Source organism: Hymenobacter sp. H14-R3 (assembly GCF_030063445.1).
In the GTDB taxonomy this organism is placed as follows: Bacteria; Bacteroidota; Bacteroidia; order Cytophagales; family Hymenobacteraceae; genus Hymenobacter.
Genome location: NZ_JASITD010000023.1, coordinates 24,317 through 42,057, shown reverse-complemented (window position 1 = coordinate 42,057; position 17,741 = coordinate 24,317). Strand labels below are relative to the sequence as shown.

At 56.3% G+C, this 17,741-nt stretch carries 17 protein-coding genes; 6 read left to right on the top strand and 11 right to left on the bottom strand.

Translation table 11 applies throughout. From position 1 onward, the window contains the following. Positions 1–49: 49 nt before the first annotated feature. Together QMK33_RS18145 and QMK33_RS18140 are read right to left on the bottom strand one after the other, a co-directional pair. Positions 50–1,816: a DUF885 domain-containing protein gene (locus tag QMK33_RS18145; protein ID WP_283566035.1), complete on the bottom strand. Its 1,767-nt coding sequence runs from the start codon at positions 1,814–1,816 to the stop codon at positions 50–52. 82 nt (positions 1,817–1,898) lie between these two features. Then, positions 1,899–5,462, bottom strand: coding sequence for a UvrD-helicase domain-containing protein (locus QMK33_RS18140; protein ID WP_283566034.1), 3,564 nt, complete (start codon positions 5,460–5,462; stop codon positions 1,899–1,901). A gap of 20 nt (positions 5,463–5,482) precedes the next feature. On the opposite strand from QMK33_RS18140, the gene QMK33_RS18135 reads away from it, so the two are divergent. Further along, complete coding sequence (locus QMK33_RS18135; protein ID WP_283566033.1) at positions 5,483–5,908, top strand: hypothetical protein; 426 nt, start codon at positions 5,483–5,485, stop codon at positions 5,906–5,908. Positions 5,909–6,103: 195 nt separating this feature from the next. On the opposite strand, the gene QMK33_RS18130 is transcribed toward QMK33_RS18135, so the two are convergent. After that, positions 6,104–6,496, bottom strand: a complete 393-nt coding sequence (locus tag QMK33_RS18130; RefSeq protein WP_283566032.1) for a hypothetical protein — start codon at positions 6,494–6,496, stop codon at positions 6,104–6,106. A 5-nt stretch (positions 6,497–6,501) separates the two neighbouring features. On the opposite strand from QMK33_RS18130, the gene QMK33_RS18125 reads away from it, so the two are divergent. Both QMK33_RS18125 and QMK33_RS18120 read left to right on the top strand, forming a co-directional pair. After that, positions 6,502–6,906: an IS1 family transposase gene (locus QMK33_RS18125; protein ID WP_283566031.1), complete on the top strand. Its 405-nt coding sequence runs from the start codon at positions 6,502–6,504 to the stop codon at positions 6,904–6,906. 28 nt (positions 6,907–6,934) lie between these two features. Next, positions 6,935–7,333, top strand: a complete 399-nt coding sequence (locus QMK33_RS18120) for a hypothetical protein (protein ID WP_283566030.1) — start codon at positions 6,935–6,937, stop codon at positions 7,331–7,333. On the opposite strand, the gene QMK33_RS18115 is transcribed toward QMK33_RS18120, so the two are convergent. Continuing rightward, complete coding sequence (locus tag QMK33_RS18115) at positions 7,330–7,755, bottom strand: acyl-CoA thioesterase (protein WP_283566029.1); 426 nt, start codon at positions 7,753–7,755, stop codon at positions 7,330–7,332. The genes QMK33_RS18120 and QMK33_RS18115 overlap by 4 nt on opposite strands. Before the next feature lie 155 nt (positions 7,756–7,910). Here QMK33_RS18115 and QMK33_RS18110 point away from each other — a divergent pair, with 155 nt between their 5' ends. Beyond that, positions 7,911–8,108 carry a cold-shock protein gene (locus QMK33_RS18110; protein ID WP_283566028.1) on the top strand — a complete coding sequence of 66 codons (198 nt, stop codon included), beginning with the start codon at positions 7,911–7,913 and terminating at the stop codon, positions 8,106–8,108. A gap of 460 nt (positions 8,109–8,568) precedes the next feature. Then, positions 8,569–10,560, top strand: coding sequence for a DEAD/DEAH box helicase (locus tag QMK33_RS18105; protein ID WP_283566027.1), 1,992 nt, complete (start codon positions 8,569–8,571; stop codon positions 10,558–10,560). Between the two features lie 234 nt (positions 10,561–10,794). On the opposite strand, the gene QMK33_RS18100 is transcribed toward QMK33_RS18105, so the two are convergent. From QMK33_RS18100 to QMK33_RS18090, 3 genes are all read right to left on the bottom strand, one after another. Next, the gene (locus QMK33_RS18100) at positions 10,795–11,247 is read right to left on the bottom strand and encodes a PA2169 family four-helix-bundle protein (protein WP_283566026.1); all 453 of its coding nucleotides are present in this window, start codon (positions 11,245–11,247) and stop codon (positions 10,795–10,797) included. Positions 11,248–11,389: 142 nt separating this feature from the next. After that, positions 11,390–12,685, bottom strand: a complete 1,296-nt coding sequence (locus QMK33_RS18095; RefSeq protein ID WP_283566025.1) for a BaiN/RdsA family NAD(P)/FAD-dependent oxidoreductase — start codon at positions 12,683–12,685, stop codon at positions 11,390–11,392. 30 nt (positions 12,686–12,715) lie between these two features. Continuing rightward, positions 12,716–13,576, bottom strand: coding sequence for an NAD(P)-binding domain-containing protein (locus QMK33_RS18090; protein ID WP_283566024.1), 861 nt, complete (start codon positions 13,574–13,576; stop codon positions 12,716–12,718). Positions 13,577–13,739: 163 nt separating this feature from the next. Here QMK33_RS18090 and QMK33_RS18085 point away from each other — a divergent pair, with 163 nt between their 5' ends. Next, positions 13,740–14,588 (top strand): SDR family oxidoreductase, encoded by an 849-nt coding sequence (locus QMK33_RS18085; protein ID WP_283566023.1) that lies wholly within the window; start codon positions 13,740–13,742, stop codon positions 14,586–14,588. 116 nt (positions 14,589–14,704) lie between these two features. On the opposite strand, the gene QMK33_RS18080 is transcribed toward QMK33_RS18085, so the two are convergent. The 4 genes from QMK33_RS18080 to QMK33_RS18065 all read right to left on the bottom strand — a co-directional run bounded on the left by QMK33_RS18080 (position 14,705) and on the right by QMK33_RS18065 (position 17,734). Then, positions 14,705–15,475 (bottom strand): LysM peptidoglycan-binding domain-containing protein, encoded by a 771-nt coding sequence (locus QMK33_RS18080; RefSeq protein ID WP_283566022.1) that lies wholly within the window; start codon positions 15,473–15,475, stop codon positions 14,705–14,707. 124 nt (positions 15,476–15,599) lie between these two features. Beyond that, a complete protein-coding gene (locus tag QMK33_RS18075; RefSeq protein WP_283566021.1) occupies positions 15,600–15,899 on the bottom strand; it encodes a YciI family protein in 300 nt (99 codons plus the stop codon). A 69-nt stretch (positions 15,900–15,968) separates the two neighbouring features. Continuing rightward, the gene (locus tag QMK33_RS23660; RefSeq protein ID WP_502867077.1) at positions 15,969–16,460 is read right to left on the bottom strand and encodes a YkvA family protein; all 492 of its coding nucleotides are present in this window, start codon (positions 16,458–16,460) and stop codon (positions 15,969–15,971) included. An 83-nt stretch (positions 16,461–16,543) separates the two neighbouring features. Further along, positions 16,544–17,734 (bottom strand): hypothetical protein, encoded by a 1,191-nt coding sequence (locus QMK33_RS18065; RefSeq protein ID WP_283566020.1) that lies wholly within the window; start codon positions 17,732–17,734, stop codon positions 16,544–16,546. Between the last annotated feature and the right edge of the window lie 7 nt (positions 17,735–17,741).

Genomic DNA, 17,741 nt, shown 5'->3' with positions numbered 1-17,741 from the left:
GGCGGCACAACCCGCCGCCTGTAGCAAAGGTTCGGGTTAATCCGGCGGTCTAGCGGCGTAGCATCAATTCCCGAATGTAGCGCACCGGGGCGCTGCCGTAGCTTAAAAACTGCTCATTGAATTTTTTGAGGTTGAATTTGCTACCCTCGCGCTGCTTGATTTCATCGCGCAGCGCCACTATTTCGGTGTAGCCAGTGAAGTACGAGCTAAGCTGCACTTGGCTGAGGGTAGCGCGGTGCCACTTGTTGCGGGCCTCGGCTTCTTCCTGAAAGCCCACGCCGGTGAGCAGCGCCACCACGCTGGCCTCGGTGGCGTTTTGGGTTTGAATAAGGTTGTCAACCACCGCGTTGAGGGTCGAGCGCATATTCCATTTATCCCACAGCAGCCAGATTTCGTCCGAGTTGTTGCCGTAGCCGGCCTCCAGCATCAGGCGCTCCGAGTACACGGCCCAGCCCTCAATCATGGCTCCGTTGCCGAAAATGCTTTTCACCAGTGAGGGCGAGCGGTTGGCGTACACGAGCTGGGTGTAGTGCCCCGGAATGGCCTCGTGGATGTTAAGAATCTGCAAGGTATAGTCGTTGTACTCACGCAGGTAGCTCTCGGCCTGGGCGGCCGTCCAGGTGGCGGGCAGCGGCTCCACGTTGTAGTAGGTGTTGGCCTTGGTATCGTAGGGGCCGGGGGCGCTCACGCTGGCCCCCGCGCCGCTGCCGCGCATGTAGCCGGGCGTTTCGCGCACCACCAGCGGCTTGCTGGGGTCCTGGGCCAGCAAGTCGTGGTCGTTCACAAACTTGGTAAGGGTCGGAATCTGGCGCTTCACGGCATCCACAAAGCCGTCCCGCGGCGCGTGCTTAAGTGCCAGCTGGTCAATTACTTGCCGAATAAGTGCTAGCGTGTCCTTGGGCATGGGCCGCCCGGCGCAGTACTTAGGAAAGAGCCGGGCCGCCCGCTTGCCCATGTCGTGCAGCAGGTCGGCCTTGTGTTTTTGGGCCAATGCCAGCACCTCATCGGCCGAGTAGCGCGACTGAATATCGAGCGCAAACTTGCGGTCGAACAGCGCCTTGCCAATGCGAAACGAGCGAAACGCTTTGGCACTGGCCAGCTGCTGATTCAGGAACCCTATGTAGCCCTGCACCGCCGCCTGGGCCCCGGCAATGCGCTGCGTCAGCAGCTGCTTTTCGGTCGCACTCAGGGTCGATTTCCGCACTGAGTCGGCCAGCGCGGGGCCAAATACGGCCAGGCCACCCTGGTTTTGCTGCACGGCCAGCGCCAGGTGCTCACGGGTGGGCTGGCTGATAGTAGCCTGCGCCGCTTGGTAAAACGCCTGCGCCCCAGCTATTTTGTCGGAAATGTTGCGTAAGCGCCGGCCCAGCGGGTAGTGGCGGCCATTGAGCAGGTCGCCCACGCTGGCCCCCAGGTTGTAGCTGGCGGGGTTCCACTGCCAGCTTTTGAGCGTGTCAGCATACCAGCGCTGCGAGCGCAGCTCATTAGTGAGTAAGTGGTAGTCAATCTGGTTGTTAGCCGATAGGCTGTCGAGCGAAAAGCGCCCGAGTACTCCCAGGTTTTGAGCCACGAAGGCCGCCTCACGCTGCCGTTGCGCCGCATCCGGAATCACCAGCAGCGAGTCGTACTTGTGAAAGCCCTGCGACGAGGCGTAGTCGGGGTTTTGCTTCCACAAATCCAGAATAAACTGGTTTTTGAAGCGGTCGAAGCGCGCATCGGCCAGCGTAGTGGTAGCCGGGCCGGCGGTGGTATTTGTAGAGTTACTGGTGCAGGCGGGCAAGGCCAGCGCCAGCAAAGGCAGGTAGCGAAGTTTCATGCAGCGAAAGTAGGGTCAGGGCCGGCCTCAGCCGGGCAGCAGCGCTGGCTGGCCCGGTGCTGCCAACGCTACTGCCCGGCAATTATACCTCGGCTATCTCACCCGACCCAAAGTAATAAACAATGCCGCGCACGTCGGCGTAGCCCAATTCCCGGAATAATTTGCCATAATCACGCAGCCAAATTTTATGAATATCCTGCGGCGGCGGTAGCTTAAAATCCAGCATAGTCACCGTTTGCTCGGCCCGGCTGGGGCCGGTACCAAACACAATGCGGTCGGGCTTGTATGCGCGCTGGGTGCGGCCGCCAATTAATATTTCGCGCTCCGTTTCTACGGCCAGGTTTTCGGCAAAATAAGGGGCTAGGCGCGGGTCGGCCAGCAGCTGGGTGAGGCCTGCCGCCAGCGCTGGTTTTTCCTGCTGATTTACAACGCCTTCGGCCACGAGCTGGCGCAGGGTGCGTCCCAGGTCCTGGGCCGATAGCAGCCGGCGCAGCGCGTAATGCAGCTTGCGATTCAGCTCGCCCAGTTTTTCCTGCTCATCAAAATCAAACACTGTAGTGGCGTGGCGGCGCAGCTTGAGGCGCTCGGGCCAGGGTGTGGAGGTGAGGTTGGTAAGGGAAAAATTTCCAATTTCCAATTTATCATTCTTGATTCGTTGAGTAGCCGTCGCGCCCTGGTTGAGAACAAAGCTGGTGCTATCGGTTTGCCACTGACCTAGTTGGCGCAGGTAGCCAGCCAGCAAGTCGGCCACGTCGCGGGCGGCACCCTGGGCTGCGGCCGGCACAGCCTCGGCCACTGATAGAGGTAATTCGCCGGTCGTTTTTTTGGACTCAGCGGGAGTTTTGCTCAGAATATAGAGCCGGTGCCGGGGCCGGGTAAACGCTACGTAAAGCGTGTTGAGGCCGTCGAGCAACGTTTTTTCGCGTTCTTCCTCGTCTTGCTCCGCCAAGGGCGTGTAAGTCAGAGTTTTATTGAGGCGCACCACGGCCACGTCGGGTAGCTCGGGCAGGGGTTTTTCGCTTGCGGTAAGGCGGCCCCACAGCAATTCGCCCGCGTGGGGCACCAGCGACCAGTCGGCAAAGGGCACAATGACAATGCCATACGCCAGCCCCTTGGCCTTGTGCACGGTGGTAATGGTAATGGCATCGGCCCCGCCCGGCGCATTAATGCTGAGCGTGCCCTTGCGCTCGTCCCAATGCGTCAGAAAATTACCCAGATTATTCCCGAATTTCAGACTGAATTCCAGCGTCAAATCCAAAAAGCGAAACAAGTAATCGCTCTCCGCATTGGCCCCTAGCAAGCCAAAAATACCAATTAATTTTTCGGTCAACTCATAGAGTCCCAGATTGCCGGTCGTCTGCTCGTCCACGTCAAAGCCAAGGCTGCGCAGCTCGTCGAAAAAAGGCTTGCTGCTGTCCTTCTTATTGGCCACTTCGGCAATGTGCCGGGCCCGCGCCGGGGTAGGGGATAGGCGGCGCACCACCTTATCGAGCAGCAGCAGCGCCTCGGCCCGCGCCAGGGTATCGTTGCCCTGGTGCAGCACCCGCATCACGGCCACCAGCAGGTTCACCACCTCGGCAAACTGCAAGGCCAGCGAATCGGCCGAAATGATGGGAAAACCCCGCTCTTTCAAAAACTTAGCTAGTAACCGGCTTTGGCGGCGGGTGCGGCACAGCACGGCCACATCGCGCAGGTGGAAGCCGTCGGCCAGGGCCTGCTCTATGAGTTGCAAGGCCACGTAGCAGGTGCTTTCGGCGTAGTCGAGCACGGCCCCGGCTGGGTAGCCGGGCAGCATATCGGGTAGGTAGTGGCCGGTGGCCGGGTCGTAGCGCTGGGCGGGCGCGTCATCCTGGGTAAATAATAATTCAACGTGGCCAGCGGTGGAAGAGTTAGTAGTTGGAACAAAGGGTAAAGAATTAGTAGTTGGTAATTCCTCACTCTTTGTTCCAAACGCTAAACTGTCCCCGCCGGGCGCCTCCTGTTGAAATCCTGACTCGAAAATTCCCTGCACCAGTGCATGCTCCCCACTGCGCTCCCGCACGTAGGAAAAGAATTCGTTATTAAACCCAATTATCGCCGGCTCACTCCGATAATTAATGGCCAGCGAATGCGGCTCTAAATTCTGCTGCAGCGTGTAATACCGCTCGTCCAGCAGCCGGCGCATGTTGGCGTCGCGCGCCCGCGCCGCCAGGGCCGTAGTATCGCCCTGGTAGAGGCGTAGAATCTGCTCCAGCTCGCCGCCACGCCAGCGGTAAATGGCCTGCTTGGCATCGCCCACCGCCAGCGAAAGGCCGCCGTTGGCGACCGCGTTTTCTACCAGCGGTAACAAATTATTCCACTGCAATACCGACGTATCCTGAAACTCGTCAATTAATAAGTGGCGGTATTTCTCTCCCAGCCGCTCGTAAATAAACGGTACTGGCTCATTCAGCACAATGGCCGCAATGCGCCGGTTAAATTCCGAAATCAGGACTACGTTGCGCTCGCGGCTGATTTCCTCGACCAGCTTATTTAATTCGCTTAGCAGCGAGGCATGAAATAAAAACGGCTGCACTGCCCCCAGTAGCACGTAGCCGGGCAAGTGTTGCAAGCGCAATTCAAGCAGCTCGTTAAACGCCGCTTCCAGTTCGGGCTGGGCCGCTTCAATGGCGGGCACCAAGCCGGCTTTTTTGCCTTTCTCACTCCACCACTTGCCACTATCGAGGGTTTTGCGTGCCGTGGCGGTCGGGAAAATTCCGTCCTTGTCGGGCGGACTCAGCCAGCGTTCCCACTTGGTAAAATGCCCGTAGATGCCGCTGCTGCCACTGGCCAGGTGCTCGGCCTCGATGCCCGCCGCCGCCAGCACGGCCAGCGCCCGGTCGGCCTGCGTTTGCACGGCGTCTTCGGCCGCCCGCTGCCGGGCCCGAATATCCTGGTCGAGCGCCCGGAAATCGGCCATTGTTTTCTGGCTCAACTGCGCCACGGCCTCGTGCACGCTCTCGCTAAACAGCGCCCGGCCAAAGTCTAGCAGTTCGTCGGGCAACTTGTTCCAGTTGCGGCCCTGCTCGGCCTGGCCCAGCGCGTAGTCGGCTAGCGTCTGGCTCAGCAGCTTGCTTTGCGGGTCGCGGTTCACCTTGTCCAGCAATGCGGCCACCGCCGAGCGCAGCACACTGTCGGTATCCAATTCCACCTCAAACGTGGCGGGCAAATTCAACTCCCGCGTAAACGCCGTGACGATGCGCTGTACAAACGAGTCGATAGTGCTCACCGCAAAGTCGGCGTAGTGGTAGAGCACCAGTCGAAACGTGGCTGTGGCGCGCTGCCGCACCTCGCGCTGCCACTCGGCCGGCGTGCGCAGGTAGCTGGGCAGCTGGCCTTCGTGGGCCAGCTCGGCCGCGACCTCTGCCAGTAACGCATCGGACTTATCGCCAGGTGCTTGCGTGAAGCGGCGCAGCGCGCCCACAATGCGCTCCTTCATCTCGCCCGCTGCGTCGTTGGTAAAGGTTATCGCCAGAATACTCTTGAAATAATCGGGCTTATACACGCGCTCGCCCGTGGGGTCGGCTGGCTGCGGGTAGCCCAGCGCCAGCTTCAAGTATTCCTTTGTTAATTGGTACGTCTTGCCGGAGCCGGCTGAGGCGGAATAGATGCGAAAAGGGGCTGGCATTAATTAAAGAACTGCTAAATATGGAATACCCGATTTATTACGAATTAAATTTCGACGGCTTCAAAAATTCCTTGAAATTCGAATGGGAGCTCACGCAGGAGGAAATTAGTGAAGCGCATCTGTCGGCACAAGAAACTAAACTTATGAAGAAGCTGCTCATTAGTGCCCTAATGGCATATAATGAGTACGTTGACCACAACGAATATGAGCGGGTTGACTTGGATGGGTTCGGGATACAATACGTAGCCTACTCAAATAAAAAGGGAGAAAAAATAAGTTGGATTAACGGATTCACTTTGGAGAATAACTCGCATAACTTAGAAGACGCATCCAGCTTTGAAGCGCATGCAGTGCTCGTACTGGATGGCGGAAACAGGTATTTTGAAACCACTATTAATTTAACCACCGGGACGACAGATGGTATCCAGATTCATGGTTCCGCCTAGCCGGTAGCAGGCATCAATCGCCCCGCTAAATCTGCCGATACGCTTACCGGCTGGCTGCTGGGTAAGTAACCTATTGTCAACTTCGGATATTCTTCCGTTAATTAGTGCGTCTTGCCGGAGCGGGTCGAGGCGAAGTACGTGCAGAAGGAGGATAGTATTAACTAAAGGACTGCTAAATATGGACTACCCGGTTTATTACGAATTAAATTTCAATAGCTTTAAGAGTCGGCGGTGGTCTAAGTAGGGATGAAATCCGTAGGAGCTATTATGGTTTACACACAACATTTTTGCGCCAAATGTGGCAGCGACCAAATTCGGCGCAATGGCCATAGCCAGGGGCACGCCCGCTACCAATGCAAAGCGTGCCGCCACCAGGCTCGCTTCGAGCCCGCGGCCGTGGCCAAAGCCGCCCAGTATGCGCAGGTGGATAAGCTGCTGGAAGAGCGCAATTCGCAACGCAGCATCGTGCGGGCAACCGGGGTTTCGCGCATGACCATTGCGGGCCGGATAAAAAAAAAGCCGCCCTTGTAGCCCCGGCTTTGCCCCGTCTGCGGTCAAAAAAGGCGCAGAAAAAGCGGTGGGAAGCACTAGAAATGGATGAGATGTGGACCTTCGTGGGTCGTAAGAAGCAGAAAGTCTGGCTCTGGCTGGCCGTGGAGCGGGCGAGTCGTCGGATCGTGGCCTGGACGCTGGGCACGCGGGGCGCGGAGGCCGCTCATCGGCTCTGGCACCAGCTGCCCGCGCGCTACCGCCGCCACTGCTGGTATTTCACGGACGAGTGGAAAGCCTACCCCCAGGTGCTACCTGCTAGCCGACATCGGCGCTGCCCCAAAGGAGATGGTGGCACCAATGTCGTGGAGGCCATTAACTGCTCCTTGCGCCATCGGTGCGGGGTGCTGGTGCGCAAAAGTTGCTCCTTCAGCAAATGCCTGAAAATGCACACCGCACGTATTAAAATTAGCATTGATTGCCATAACCGTAATATCATCCTCACTTAGACCACCACCTAAGAGTCATGTAGAATTTATGCGGTTCCCTGCTCATAAGATAGTAGCTAAAGCGCCCTTGTCTCCGCCAGAAATAGCCCTCATGAAAGAGATGGTTATCAAAGCCGTGGAAGTACACAACGAGCGTGTTAATTACAGTGAGTATAAGCAGGTTATTCTAGGCGGCGTAGCTTCTAGCCGGGGCTACAGTCATCCAGGTTATGGAATTCAATACGTGGCCTATTTTAATGAAAAGCAAGAAAAGGTAATTTGGATTAATGGTTTCGCAAAAGCTAGTTCTTTCCATAGCGAGGAGGGCAGCGCTTACTTTGAGGCTACTGTAGTAGATGCGGAGGATGGTGGAAATGGATATTTTGAAACTATCCTCAATTTAACCACCGGGCGAGCAGCTGATTTTAGTATTCACGGCTCTGCTTAACTAGCACTAGGGATGAGCCGCACCGTTATATCTGCCGGTACGCGCACCGGCCGGCCACTGCCCGCATCCAGCAGTACCCACTGCGTTTCGGCGGCGCATAGCAGCTGCCCATCGGTCACGCGCTCGATGCGAGTAAGGCGCTTGGAGCTAGCGCCCTTCACATCGGCTACCCAGGTCCTAACCTGGAGCTCATCGCCAGCGTAGGCCGAGCGTAAGTAGCGTATGTGGTGCTCCTGCACCACCCACACCTGGGGTGGCAATTCGGCGGTGGGCGGGTAGAGGTGGTGCCAGTGGGCGGCGGCCACCTCCTGCACCCAGCGCACGTAGGCCACGTTGTTGGCGTGGCCGAGCTGGTCGATGTCCGACGCTTCAACGGTAAAGACGTGACTGTAAGCGTGGGTAGGGGCGGCGGGCGTGTCCATAAGTTTTTTTTGAGCGTGACGAAGTTCGGGGATTTTGTTTATCTTTGGCGCAACCCAAGGCTCTGTGGTGCTGTTCCGGTCCGCTCCGGTGTGTTAGCATCCAAGGTCCCCAGCTTGCCACTGGGCTTTGGCGACACCCCCAAATTTTTTTTATTATGCCGACCGGAACGGTAAAATTCTTCAATGAGACCAAAGGCTTTGGTTTCATCAAAAACGACGAGACTGGCCAAGACATCTTCGTCCACGTCACCGACCTAGTAGACGCCAAGTCGCTACAAGAGAAAGACAAAGTTCAGTACGAAGAAGCGGAAGGCCGTAAAGGCCCAAACGCCGTGAAAGTGTCGTTGCTCTAGTATCAATCTAAGCATCCGCGCCTTTCGTGCTACCGAAAAGCGCCTTCCCACGCGGGAGGGCGCTTTTTTTATGCTTCGGGCTAGCAGAACTGACTAGGTATTAGCACGGGTTATGCTACGCCAGACTCGTGCTAATACCTAGTCAGGGCTAGGCGGTACTGCCGCTGATAAGATTAAGTAGAAATAAATTAGCCATTTCCAAAAAAAATCCGTACCTTTGCACCCGCATTTGAGAACGGCCCCATTGAGTGGCCGGGGTGGCCCAGAGTAAGTAATTGGCTGCCGAGTAGTTTCCCGTTTTATCGGTCGTATTTTTTCCGCCTTGTCGTTAGTAGGAAGGTTGAGGGGGAAGAAGCGCCGCCGCTGTTGAGCCGGCTGTTTTCAGAGCGTAGTCTCATTCCCCACAAAGTCACCCAGGTTTTGGAAAACCAGGTGGCCCATCAACCTATTACGTTCCATCATGGATACCGAACAAGTAGAAAATACCCCCGCAAAAACCACCGAGAAGCCTAAAGTTCGTTTCGACGAGTTAAACCTCTCGCCCGAAGTACAGCGCGCTATCACCGAAATGGGTTACGAGGAAGCCTCGCCCATTCAGGCATCGGCTATCCCCGTACTGCTCGCTGGCAAAGACGTTATCGGCCAGGCCCAGACGGGTACCGGCAAAACGGCTGCCTTTGCTATTCCCGCCATTGAGGGCGTGGACGGCGAAAGCCGTGACGTGCAAGTGATTGTGCTTTGCCCCACCCGTGAGCTTGCCGTGCAGGTTTCGGGCGAAATTCAGAAGCTGGGTAAGTATAAGAAAGGCCTAGCCGTAGTGCCCATTTACGGCGGCTCGTCGTACGACCGGCAGTTCCGCGCCTTGGAGCGCGGTGTGCAAATCGTAATCGGCACCCCCGGCCGCGTAATGGACCACATCGAGCGCGGTACGCTGAAGCTCGATAAGGCAACCAAAATCATCCTCGACGAAGCCGACGAAATGCTCGACATGGGCTTCCGGGAGGATATCGAATTTGTACTCAGCAAGATGCCCGAGAACCGCCAGACGGTGTTCTTCTCGGCTACGATGAGCAAGCCGATTATGGACATGACCAAGAAGTACCAGCGCGACCCGCAGGTAGTGAAGGTCAACCACCAGCAAATGACGGTGTCCAACATCGAGCAGAGCTACTTCGAAGTGCGGGGCCCGCAGAAGAAGGATGTGCTGACCCGCGTGATGGACATGTACAACCTGAAATCGACCATCATCTTCGCCAATACGAAGCGCATGGTGGATGAGATTGTGGCCGACCTGCAAGCCAAAGGCTACTTCGCCGACGGTCTGCACGGCGACATGAGCCAGGCTCAGCGCCAGAACACGCTCGATAAATTCCGCAAAAACACGCTCGAAATCCTGGTTGCCACCGACGTAGCCGCCCGTGGTATCGACGTAGACAACGTGGAGGCCGTATTCAACTACGACCTGCCTGCCGACGAGGAGTATTATGTACACCGCATTGGCCGCACCGGCCGCGCTGGTAAGAACGGCCGCGCCTTCACCTTCGTGAGTGGCCGCGACATCTACAAGCTGCGCGATATCATGCGCTTCACCAAGGCTGACATTAAACTGGCGCAAGTGCCGTCGTTTGCTGATGTGTCGGAAGTGAAAACCACGCTGTTCCTAAGCCAGATTAAGGATGTGGTGGAGAAAGGCAACCTCGATAAGTACATCGGCCGCGTGCAGCGCCTGCTCGACCAGAGTGAGGAAATCACCTCGCTCGACATCGCCGCTGCACTGCTCAAGATGAACATGAAGGAGGATAAGCGCAACGAGCAAAGCCTCGATGCCAGCCGCGAGCGCGGCGCCAGCCGCCCCGGCTACACCCGCCTGTTCATCAGCATGGGCAAGAAGGACCGCCTGCACCCCCGCGATGTAGTTGACTTGATTGGCGAGAGCACCAACCTGCCCGGCAACAAGGTAGGCGACATCGCCCTCTACGACAAGTTCAGCTTTGTAGAAGTGCCCAACGAGTTTGCCGAGGAGATTGTGGGCCAGCTTGGCCGCAGCAGCATCCAGGGCCAGCCGGTTACGTTCAGCATCGCTACCCCGGTGCAAGACGCAGCCGCTAAGGAAGAAGGCACTAACCGCCCCGAGCGCCGCGAAGGTGGCTTCGGCGGGGGTGAGCGTCGCGGTGGCTTCGGCGGCGGCGACCGTCGCGAAGGTGGCCGCCCACCTTTTGGTGGTGGCAACCGTGGTGGCAGCAGCTACGGTGGTGGCGAGCGTCGTGAAGGCGGCAGCTCCTACGGTGGTGGTTACAAAGGTGGTAGCCGCGAAGGTGGTAGCAGCTACGGCGGCGACCGCGGTGGCAGCAGCCAAGGTGGTGGTTATCAGCGTGGTGGCTACAAAGGTGGCCAAGGCGGTGGTAGCAGCTACGGCGGCGGCTACAAAGGCAAGCGCGACAGCGGCGAATAGACCGCGGATTTAACGGATTTAGCAGATACGCCCCTGCGGGGCTGACTAAGCGAATCACAATAAAAAAGGCTGCCTGTATGGGCAGCCTTTTTTATTGTGATTTCAGGTGGTTTTGGGCACCAACCAATACATCTGCAATAGAAAAGGCTGCCCATATGGGCAGCCTTTTCTATTGTCATTCGCTTAGCCAGCCCCGCAGGGGCATATCTGCTAAATCCGTTTGAATCTGCGGTATTACTTCGAGGAGTTGCGCAGGCTGCGGATTTCGTCGTGGGCTGCCAGTACGCCTTGCGACTGCTTTTCGATAACCGATTTCAGGTCGCCGGGCAGGTCTTGAATTTTGGAAGCTTCTTCGTAGGCCTTCTTGGCTACGTCCTCACCGCGCTCGCACTCAGCAAGAATGGCCTGGTTGTCGTGGCCAGTTACAGCAGCTTTCAAATCAATCCAAACGTGGTGGATAGAGCCGAGCACCGACGAGCTTTCGTTGGTATCAGGGTGCAGGTCGAGTTTGAACATCTGGTCCTCAATTTCCGTCACGTAGTTGGCACGCTGAGCAGAGTACTTCTTAAACAGGTCTTTCAGATTCTGGTCCTTTACATCGGTCATCGCATCAGCGTAGCCTTTCTGGCCATCTTTGAGAACGGTGATGAGGGAGTTAAGGGCGGTTTGGGTTGCTTTGGCTTCCATGATTGGAAAAGGAAATGTAAGTTGGAAAGGTGAAGCAGTTTACTAGGCAACTGCCCGCAGGGTTACAATTTGGCCTCATATACCCCAATTTTATGCCGCTTGTGCGCCATTCCCTTCCTATGTGTATCTCTACCCAAAAGGCTCAGCTTACGGGCTGCGCTACCCTGGCCATGGCCTGGCCGGCCAGGAAACCAGTCGTCCAGGCAGCCTGAAAGTTAAAGCCACCCGTAATGCCATCAATATCAAGTACTTCGCCGGCAAAGAAGAGGCCAGGTACGCAGCGGCTTTCGAAGGTAGTGAGGTTAACTTCGCCCAGCGGAATGCCGCCGCACGTCACAAACTCATCCTTGTGGGTGGTTTTGCCCTGCACCTGCAAGGGCGTGCGCAACAGCAGCTCTAGCAAGCGGTTCTGAGCCTTGGCGGGTACTTCGTTCCAGCGGGTTTCGGAGCCGATGCCCGCCTCCGTTGCCAGCGTGCGCCACAGGCGCGTGGGCAGGCCAAACTGCGGGTGGGCCGCCACTTGCTTTTTGCCATTCTCGAGGCGAAAAGCCTGGGCCCAGGGGCGCAGCGTTTCATCGGTGTGGGTGGGCACCCAGCTGATGAGCGCGGTGCCGTGGTAGCCCAGCTCATGCAGGCGGCGCGCTCCCCAGGCCGAGAGCTTGAGCACAGCCGGGCCGCTCACGCCCCAGTGCGTAACTAGCAGAGGCCCTTCGTATTGCAGTTTTTCGCCGGCCAGCACCACGCGGGCGTGGGGCACGCTCACGCCGGGCAGTTCGCGCAGGGGCGAAGCCGGCACATTAAACGTAAAGAGCGAAGGTACCGGCTCGGCAATGGTGTGGCCTAGGGCGCGCAGCCAGTCGTAGGCCACTGACTTAGGGTTGCCGCCCGTGGCCACCAGCAAGCGGCTCACGCGCAGCTCGGGCCCCAGCCTAGTGCTGCCTTCGCCGCTGAGGGTCAGGCTGAAATGGCCGTCGGGGAGCGTGGTAATCTGCTCGGCGGCGGTGCGCGTGAGCACGAGCACGCCGGCGCGGCGGGCGGCGTCTTCGAGGGCGCGGGCAATGGTCTCGCTGCTGTCGGTGGTCGGAAACATGCGGCCGTCGGCTTCCGTTTTGAGGGTTACCCCGCGCTGACCAAACCATGCAATAGTATCGGCCACGCCAAACTGCTTGAAGGCATCCTTGAGCTGCCGGCCGCCGCGGGGGTAGTGCTGCACCAGCTGCGCGGCCGACTCGCAGGCGTGCGTTACGTTGCAGCGCCCCCCCCCCGACACGCGTACCTTGCTCAGCAGCTTGGGGCTTTTCTCAAGCAGGTAAACTACTTGCTGAGGGTTGGCCTCGGCGCAGGCAATAGCACCAAAAAAGCCCGCTGCCCCCCCGCCCAGCACCGCAATGGCTGGCAGGGAGGGCGCAGGAGAAACGGGGGAACCAGGCAACGACATGCAACAAAGGTAAAACCCCCGCTCGGCTCCCTAGCAGTAGGGCAGCGCCGCCAGCACGTCATCGTGCTGAAAAGTATAAGGTACCAGGCTGCGCAACCGGCTGGAATCTATCAACTTACTGCTGCTGCCTCCGGCCTGAAAGGTGGGTGGTTCCAATCCGATGTAAGTGGCGGCAGCCGGATAAAATTCGCGCCGCAATGGGTGCGACTGTGCGCACACATTGAGGGTATGCCCCCAGATGTCTTGGCTAATAATGGTGCTCAGCACGCCCACCGCATCGGTGAGGTGCAGCAGGTTGGTAGGGGCATCGCCCTGAGGCAGGTTTTGGCGGCCAGCTAAAAAGCGGCCCGGTGCCCGGTTGGGGCCCATAAGGCCGCCCAGGCGCACTACCGTACTTTTCCACTGCCCGTAGCGCGGCACAAAGTGGCCCTCCGTACGCAGCACATCAGAGGCGGCGTCGCGGGTGCTTACGGCATCCGTTTCGTGCATCAGGCGCGGCTCATCGGGGTAAACGCCCGTGGTAGATACAAACAGCACGGCCTGCACCCGCGCCGCCGCCACGGCCCGGTGCACGGGCCGCAGCAGCTGCGGGTAGCCGCCGGCCACGGCGGCGCGCGGCGGTACGTTGAGTACCAGTGTAGTCACTTGGCTGAGAAGGCTGGTCAGCCGGGCTTCGTCGGTAGCGGTGAAGTCGCTACCTAGTTGAAGAAGTTGAGCCTCAATGCCCTGGGCGGCTAGTAAGGGGAGCTGCTCGGGGGAAGTGGTGGTACCCAGCACGCGGTGGCCTTGCGCTAGCAAGTGCTTTGCCAGGGGGAGGCCCAACCAGCCGCATCCAAGCACGGCCACGGCGGAAGGGGAGGCAACTGCACTTACAACGGGGGTAACAGACATAAAAATTAAGCTTGAATACTAGTTTGCTATGCTAAAAGGATGCAAGTTGCGCATGAATGCAGCAAAGCCATGCAGTGGAGAAGTGATACTTACCTTCGGGCCGCCCAGCAGTTGGCTAGCTTGTACCTCACTAGAAACCATGACAAATTCTTTTGCACAACCCATGCTTCGCGATAACGCTTTGGCGGGTAAAACAATCATCGTAACGGGCGGCGGCACTGGCCTGGGACGCGCCATGACCACTTACTTTCTGCAATTAGGGGCCAATGTGACTATCACAAGCCGCAAACTCGCCGTACTTGAACAAACGGCAGTTGAACTGCGGCAGCAAACGGGTGGCCGCGTGCTGGCCGTGGCCTGCGACGTGCGTAAATACAATGAGGTAGAGGATATGCTAGCGCGCACCTACGCCGAGTTTGGCCGCGTCGATGTGCTGCTCAACAACGCGGCGGGTAATTTTATCAGCCCCACCGAGCGCCTAAGCCATAAAGCATTCGACGTGATAGTGGACATCGTGCTGCGCGGCTCCTATAATTGCACGCTGGCCGTGGGCAAGCGCTGGATAGCCGATAAGCAGCCCGGCACCATCCTGAATATTGTGACCACCTACGCCTCCGTTGGGTCGGCCTACGTAGTGCCCTCGGCCGCGGCTAAGGCGGGCGTGCTGGCCATTACGCGCTCCTTGGCCGTGGAATGGGCCAAGTACGGCATCCGCTCCAACGCCATTGCGCCCGGCCCCTTTCCGACCGAAGGTGCCTGGAGCCGCCTGTTTCCCGAGCCTCTCGCCAGCCAGCTCGACCCCGCCGCCAGCGTGCCCCTCAAGCGCGTGGGCCAGTACCAGGAGCTAGCCAACCTAGCCGCCTACCTCGTCTCCGATTTCTCGGCCTACGTCAACGGCGAAGTTGTTACCATCGACGGTGGCGAGTGGCTCAACGGAGCCGGCGAATTCAATAAGTTGGAAGCCCTGACGCCGGAAATGTGGGATACCATTGAGAAAACCATGCGCCGCTAATCTGCTGATTGGCACGTATTTCAGGAATTTATAAATGCAAAAGGGCTGCCTAGATAGGCAGCCCTTTTTAGGGCAAATAATTGATTATCAACTATGATAACCCGTATTATTCGTTATTAGAGTTTGTATCCTTTATACTCCTTGCTGAATTCAGCCAGAGGAATAGGCTGGTTTACGACGGAGTTCAAGAAGGAGTACTTTTCATACAATCCCTTGTCATCAAAAGCCGTAACGGAGGCAGGTAGATAAGTTGCCGCGTCTACTACCACAATAACCCGCCGGCCATAGGAATTAGGTACCTGCAATACTTGGCCTTCGGTCAATTTGCTATCTACGCTCAACTTATTACGCTCTACAATGCGGTATTCACCGCAGCTAAAGCGCTCCGAAACGGATGAAATCGTTTCGTTTTTACCCACGCGGTAGTCAATGTAGCGAAATTGAGGATAATCAGAGCGCAAAATGTAGCAGGGCTTGCCGTGAGATATGCTATCTCCCGCATAGCGAAAAGAACGGCTGAATACATTTTCACCCCGGCCATCGGGGCCACTTAGTAAGTCGGCAATTGTTTCGAAGCCAGCTTGTAAAGCTGTGTGGTGCTGACCCTTACGCATTAGCGTACCCTGCGGATTGAGGCTAAGCGTGATGTAAGGAAAGGCGGCCGGGTATACCCAAGCCTCGTTGTCGTTCTGGCCAGTAACGTATAATACCTCCACGCCTTTCTGGTTTTTTAGATAAACCCGGTACGGATTAAACGTAATTTTCATCGTCGTATAATCCGGGGCCGTTTTATTGCCAATGCGCTCTATTGCTTCTGCATTGCAGCGAATAGATTTGAGCGTTTTTATAGCCGTAACCAGCCGCGTTGTAAGCAGCTGCGTCGTCATGGAGCTGGCGGCTGGTGCAGGTAGTATCCCGCCACATGTTGCGGTGACAATAGAGACTAGGAGAGGAATACGAAAAGCCACGCGCACTTGATATATTATAAAAAATTACCTGTCAGGCACTTGCCTAGTTTAAGCTGATTTGCGGAAACTGAGAAGTTGCCCTGTCAAAAATAAACAACCTGTCAATGCTAGCTACCTGCAAGTAGGGGTAGAGCGGAAATTGTGCTACTATGCTACGAACCGCTTCTTCATCCTCAGCATTCATAAATACCCACCCACGGCTACGGTCGGCACCAATTGCGTAAGACTCAATAATGCGCTCAGAGAGTAAATTATTAATAAATGACCGATGCTGCGGAATGAGATTTAAAAAATCTTCGGAAAATGAGTCTGGTAGACGCAAGGAAATAGCAAATACAGGCATAGTCAATAAATAGCTGTAAAACCAAGTTGTTCAACATCTTGACTTTACAAAAAAAATACCGCGAGAAAATTACGAGTGACCTAACTCGGCCACGGCTGGCAATGATTGGTCCCCATTTGCAGGCGCTGAGGCAACTGACTGCGACGACTGGTTCTCCCAATCACGAAAGCGCTCAATTTCCACCTGAAATTTTCCGAGAAACCAGCTTATCAAGCTCAAATCATCCAAGAACCCTACTACTGGAATAAAATCAGGTACTAGGTCAATAGGGCTCAGCACGTAAAGAAGTACTGCCAACCCCGAAATAATAGTGCTCGTTTGAATCTGGCGATAATCCCCTGTTACGTAGCTACGCACCAAGCGAACCAACGTTAGGGCAACATCAAAAAGCTGCTTAAATTTATTGTCTTTGCTCTCTTTGTCAGCAAGTTTGTTAGCTGTTTCATTCAAGATGGTAATTATCTTGAATGGTTTACCCAGCAACTTAGTCGCTCGGTTGATAAAGACGTTAAAAATAGCGTTTTTAGAAATTCTAAGGCCTTGTTCGGTAAAAGTTGACATGAAACCGGGATTTGTTGCGGATAATAGCTGCCTAATACGTAGCAGCGCTGCTGGAGTTGAGTACGTTGCAAAAGCGTGCTGGCTTACCGCTCAAACAGGGGAGTTGTGCCACCCACCCAATCTTTATTCTTGTTGAAATCAACACCAATCATCTCGCCACGGCTCAGGCGGGCCAGCCCGGCTACCAATTTCGGCTGCGCATCTGCGTGGGGCCAGGTGTAGAGCAGGCGAATCTCACACTTCACTAAGCCATCGGGTGACTGAACTACGGGCTCGTAAGTAACCTTGCGTTGCAATAAATAATTCTGTTTGTCGGGCAGCGCATCCAAATCAGCGGCCGTGATGTGCAGCCGGACGCCGGCCCCCGCGAACGAAAAAAGCGGCTTTAGTACGTAGTTCTCCAAGTCGCTGGGATACGCGGTTAGCTTATTTAGGTAATAGCTTGGGGGTGCGAAAGCGCTGGTAATGAGCGGCAGGGTGTATTTGCTGATGCGAAAAAACCAGTTGGGGTGCCCCACCCACGTCACATCAACATCGTCGGTCAGGTTGAAGGCGGGGTGCAAGTCAGGGTGGCGCTCCAACTCGTCAAAAATGATGCGATTGTAGATGCGCTTAATTAGTATTTCTTGACCGTCTTTTTCGTAAAATAATTGACGGCCATGCTTCTTGATGTCGGGTAGCGAAACTACCTCAATCCCCCAGTATTTTTTGGATAAGGCAAAATCAATCCGGGTTTTTTGACGCTCAGGAAATAACTCCAGCAGAATTACATTTTCCGGGTTTTCATCAGCCAATAGCAGTCTCTTAAAATTAGCCTGGTAAGCGGCGGCATCGGCTACTTCAATGAAGGGCGAAACAGACTCAGCAATGGGGTAATGCGCAGCAAATACGCCGGGTAGGTAAGCTTGAAACGCGTACAGCGATGGAAAGCCCTGCATCTCAATTAATTGCGGCTCCAGCTCCCCATCAGAATTTCGGCACACGGCAAAATCAAACGTCAAAAATTCAGCGTGGGCGTCTTCGTTCGGTACGCGCTGGCTGGGTGGAATAGCGCCTTCGGTAAGCTCTTTGAAGGTAGGCTGTTGCAGCACGTCAATAATATCCTGACCCGCCCGAATGAGCTTGTCGCGGAGCGCAGCCGGAACGAAGACTGGGGTTTCCGCTATCCTAAAGTCAAGCTGCCCGGGTAGTTGATGGTCCATATCGGCTAGCATTCCCTGATAGCGCTCAGGGGTGAAAGCCTCGTTGAATAATTGGCGGGGAGCAGGAATCATCGGGAGA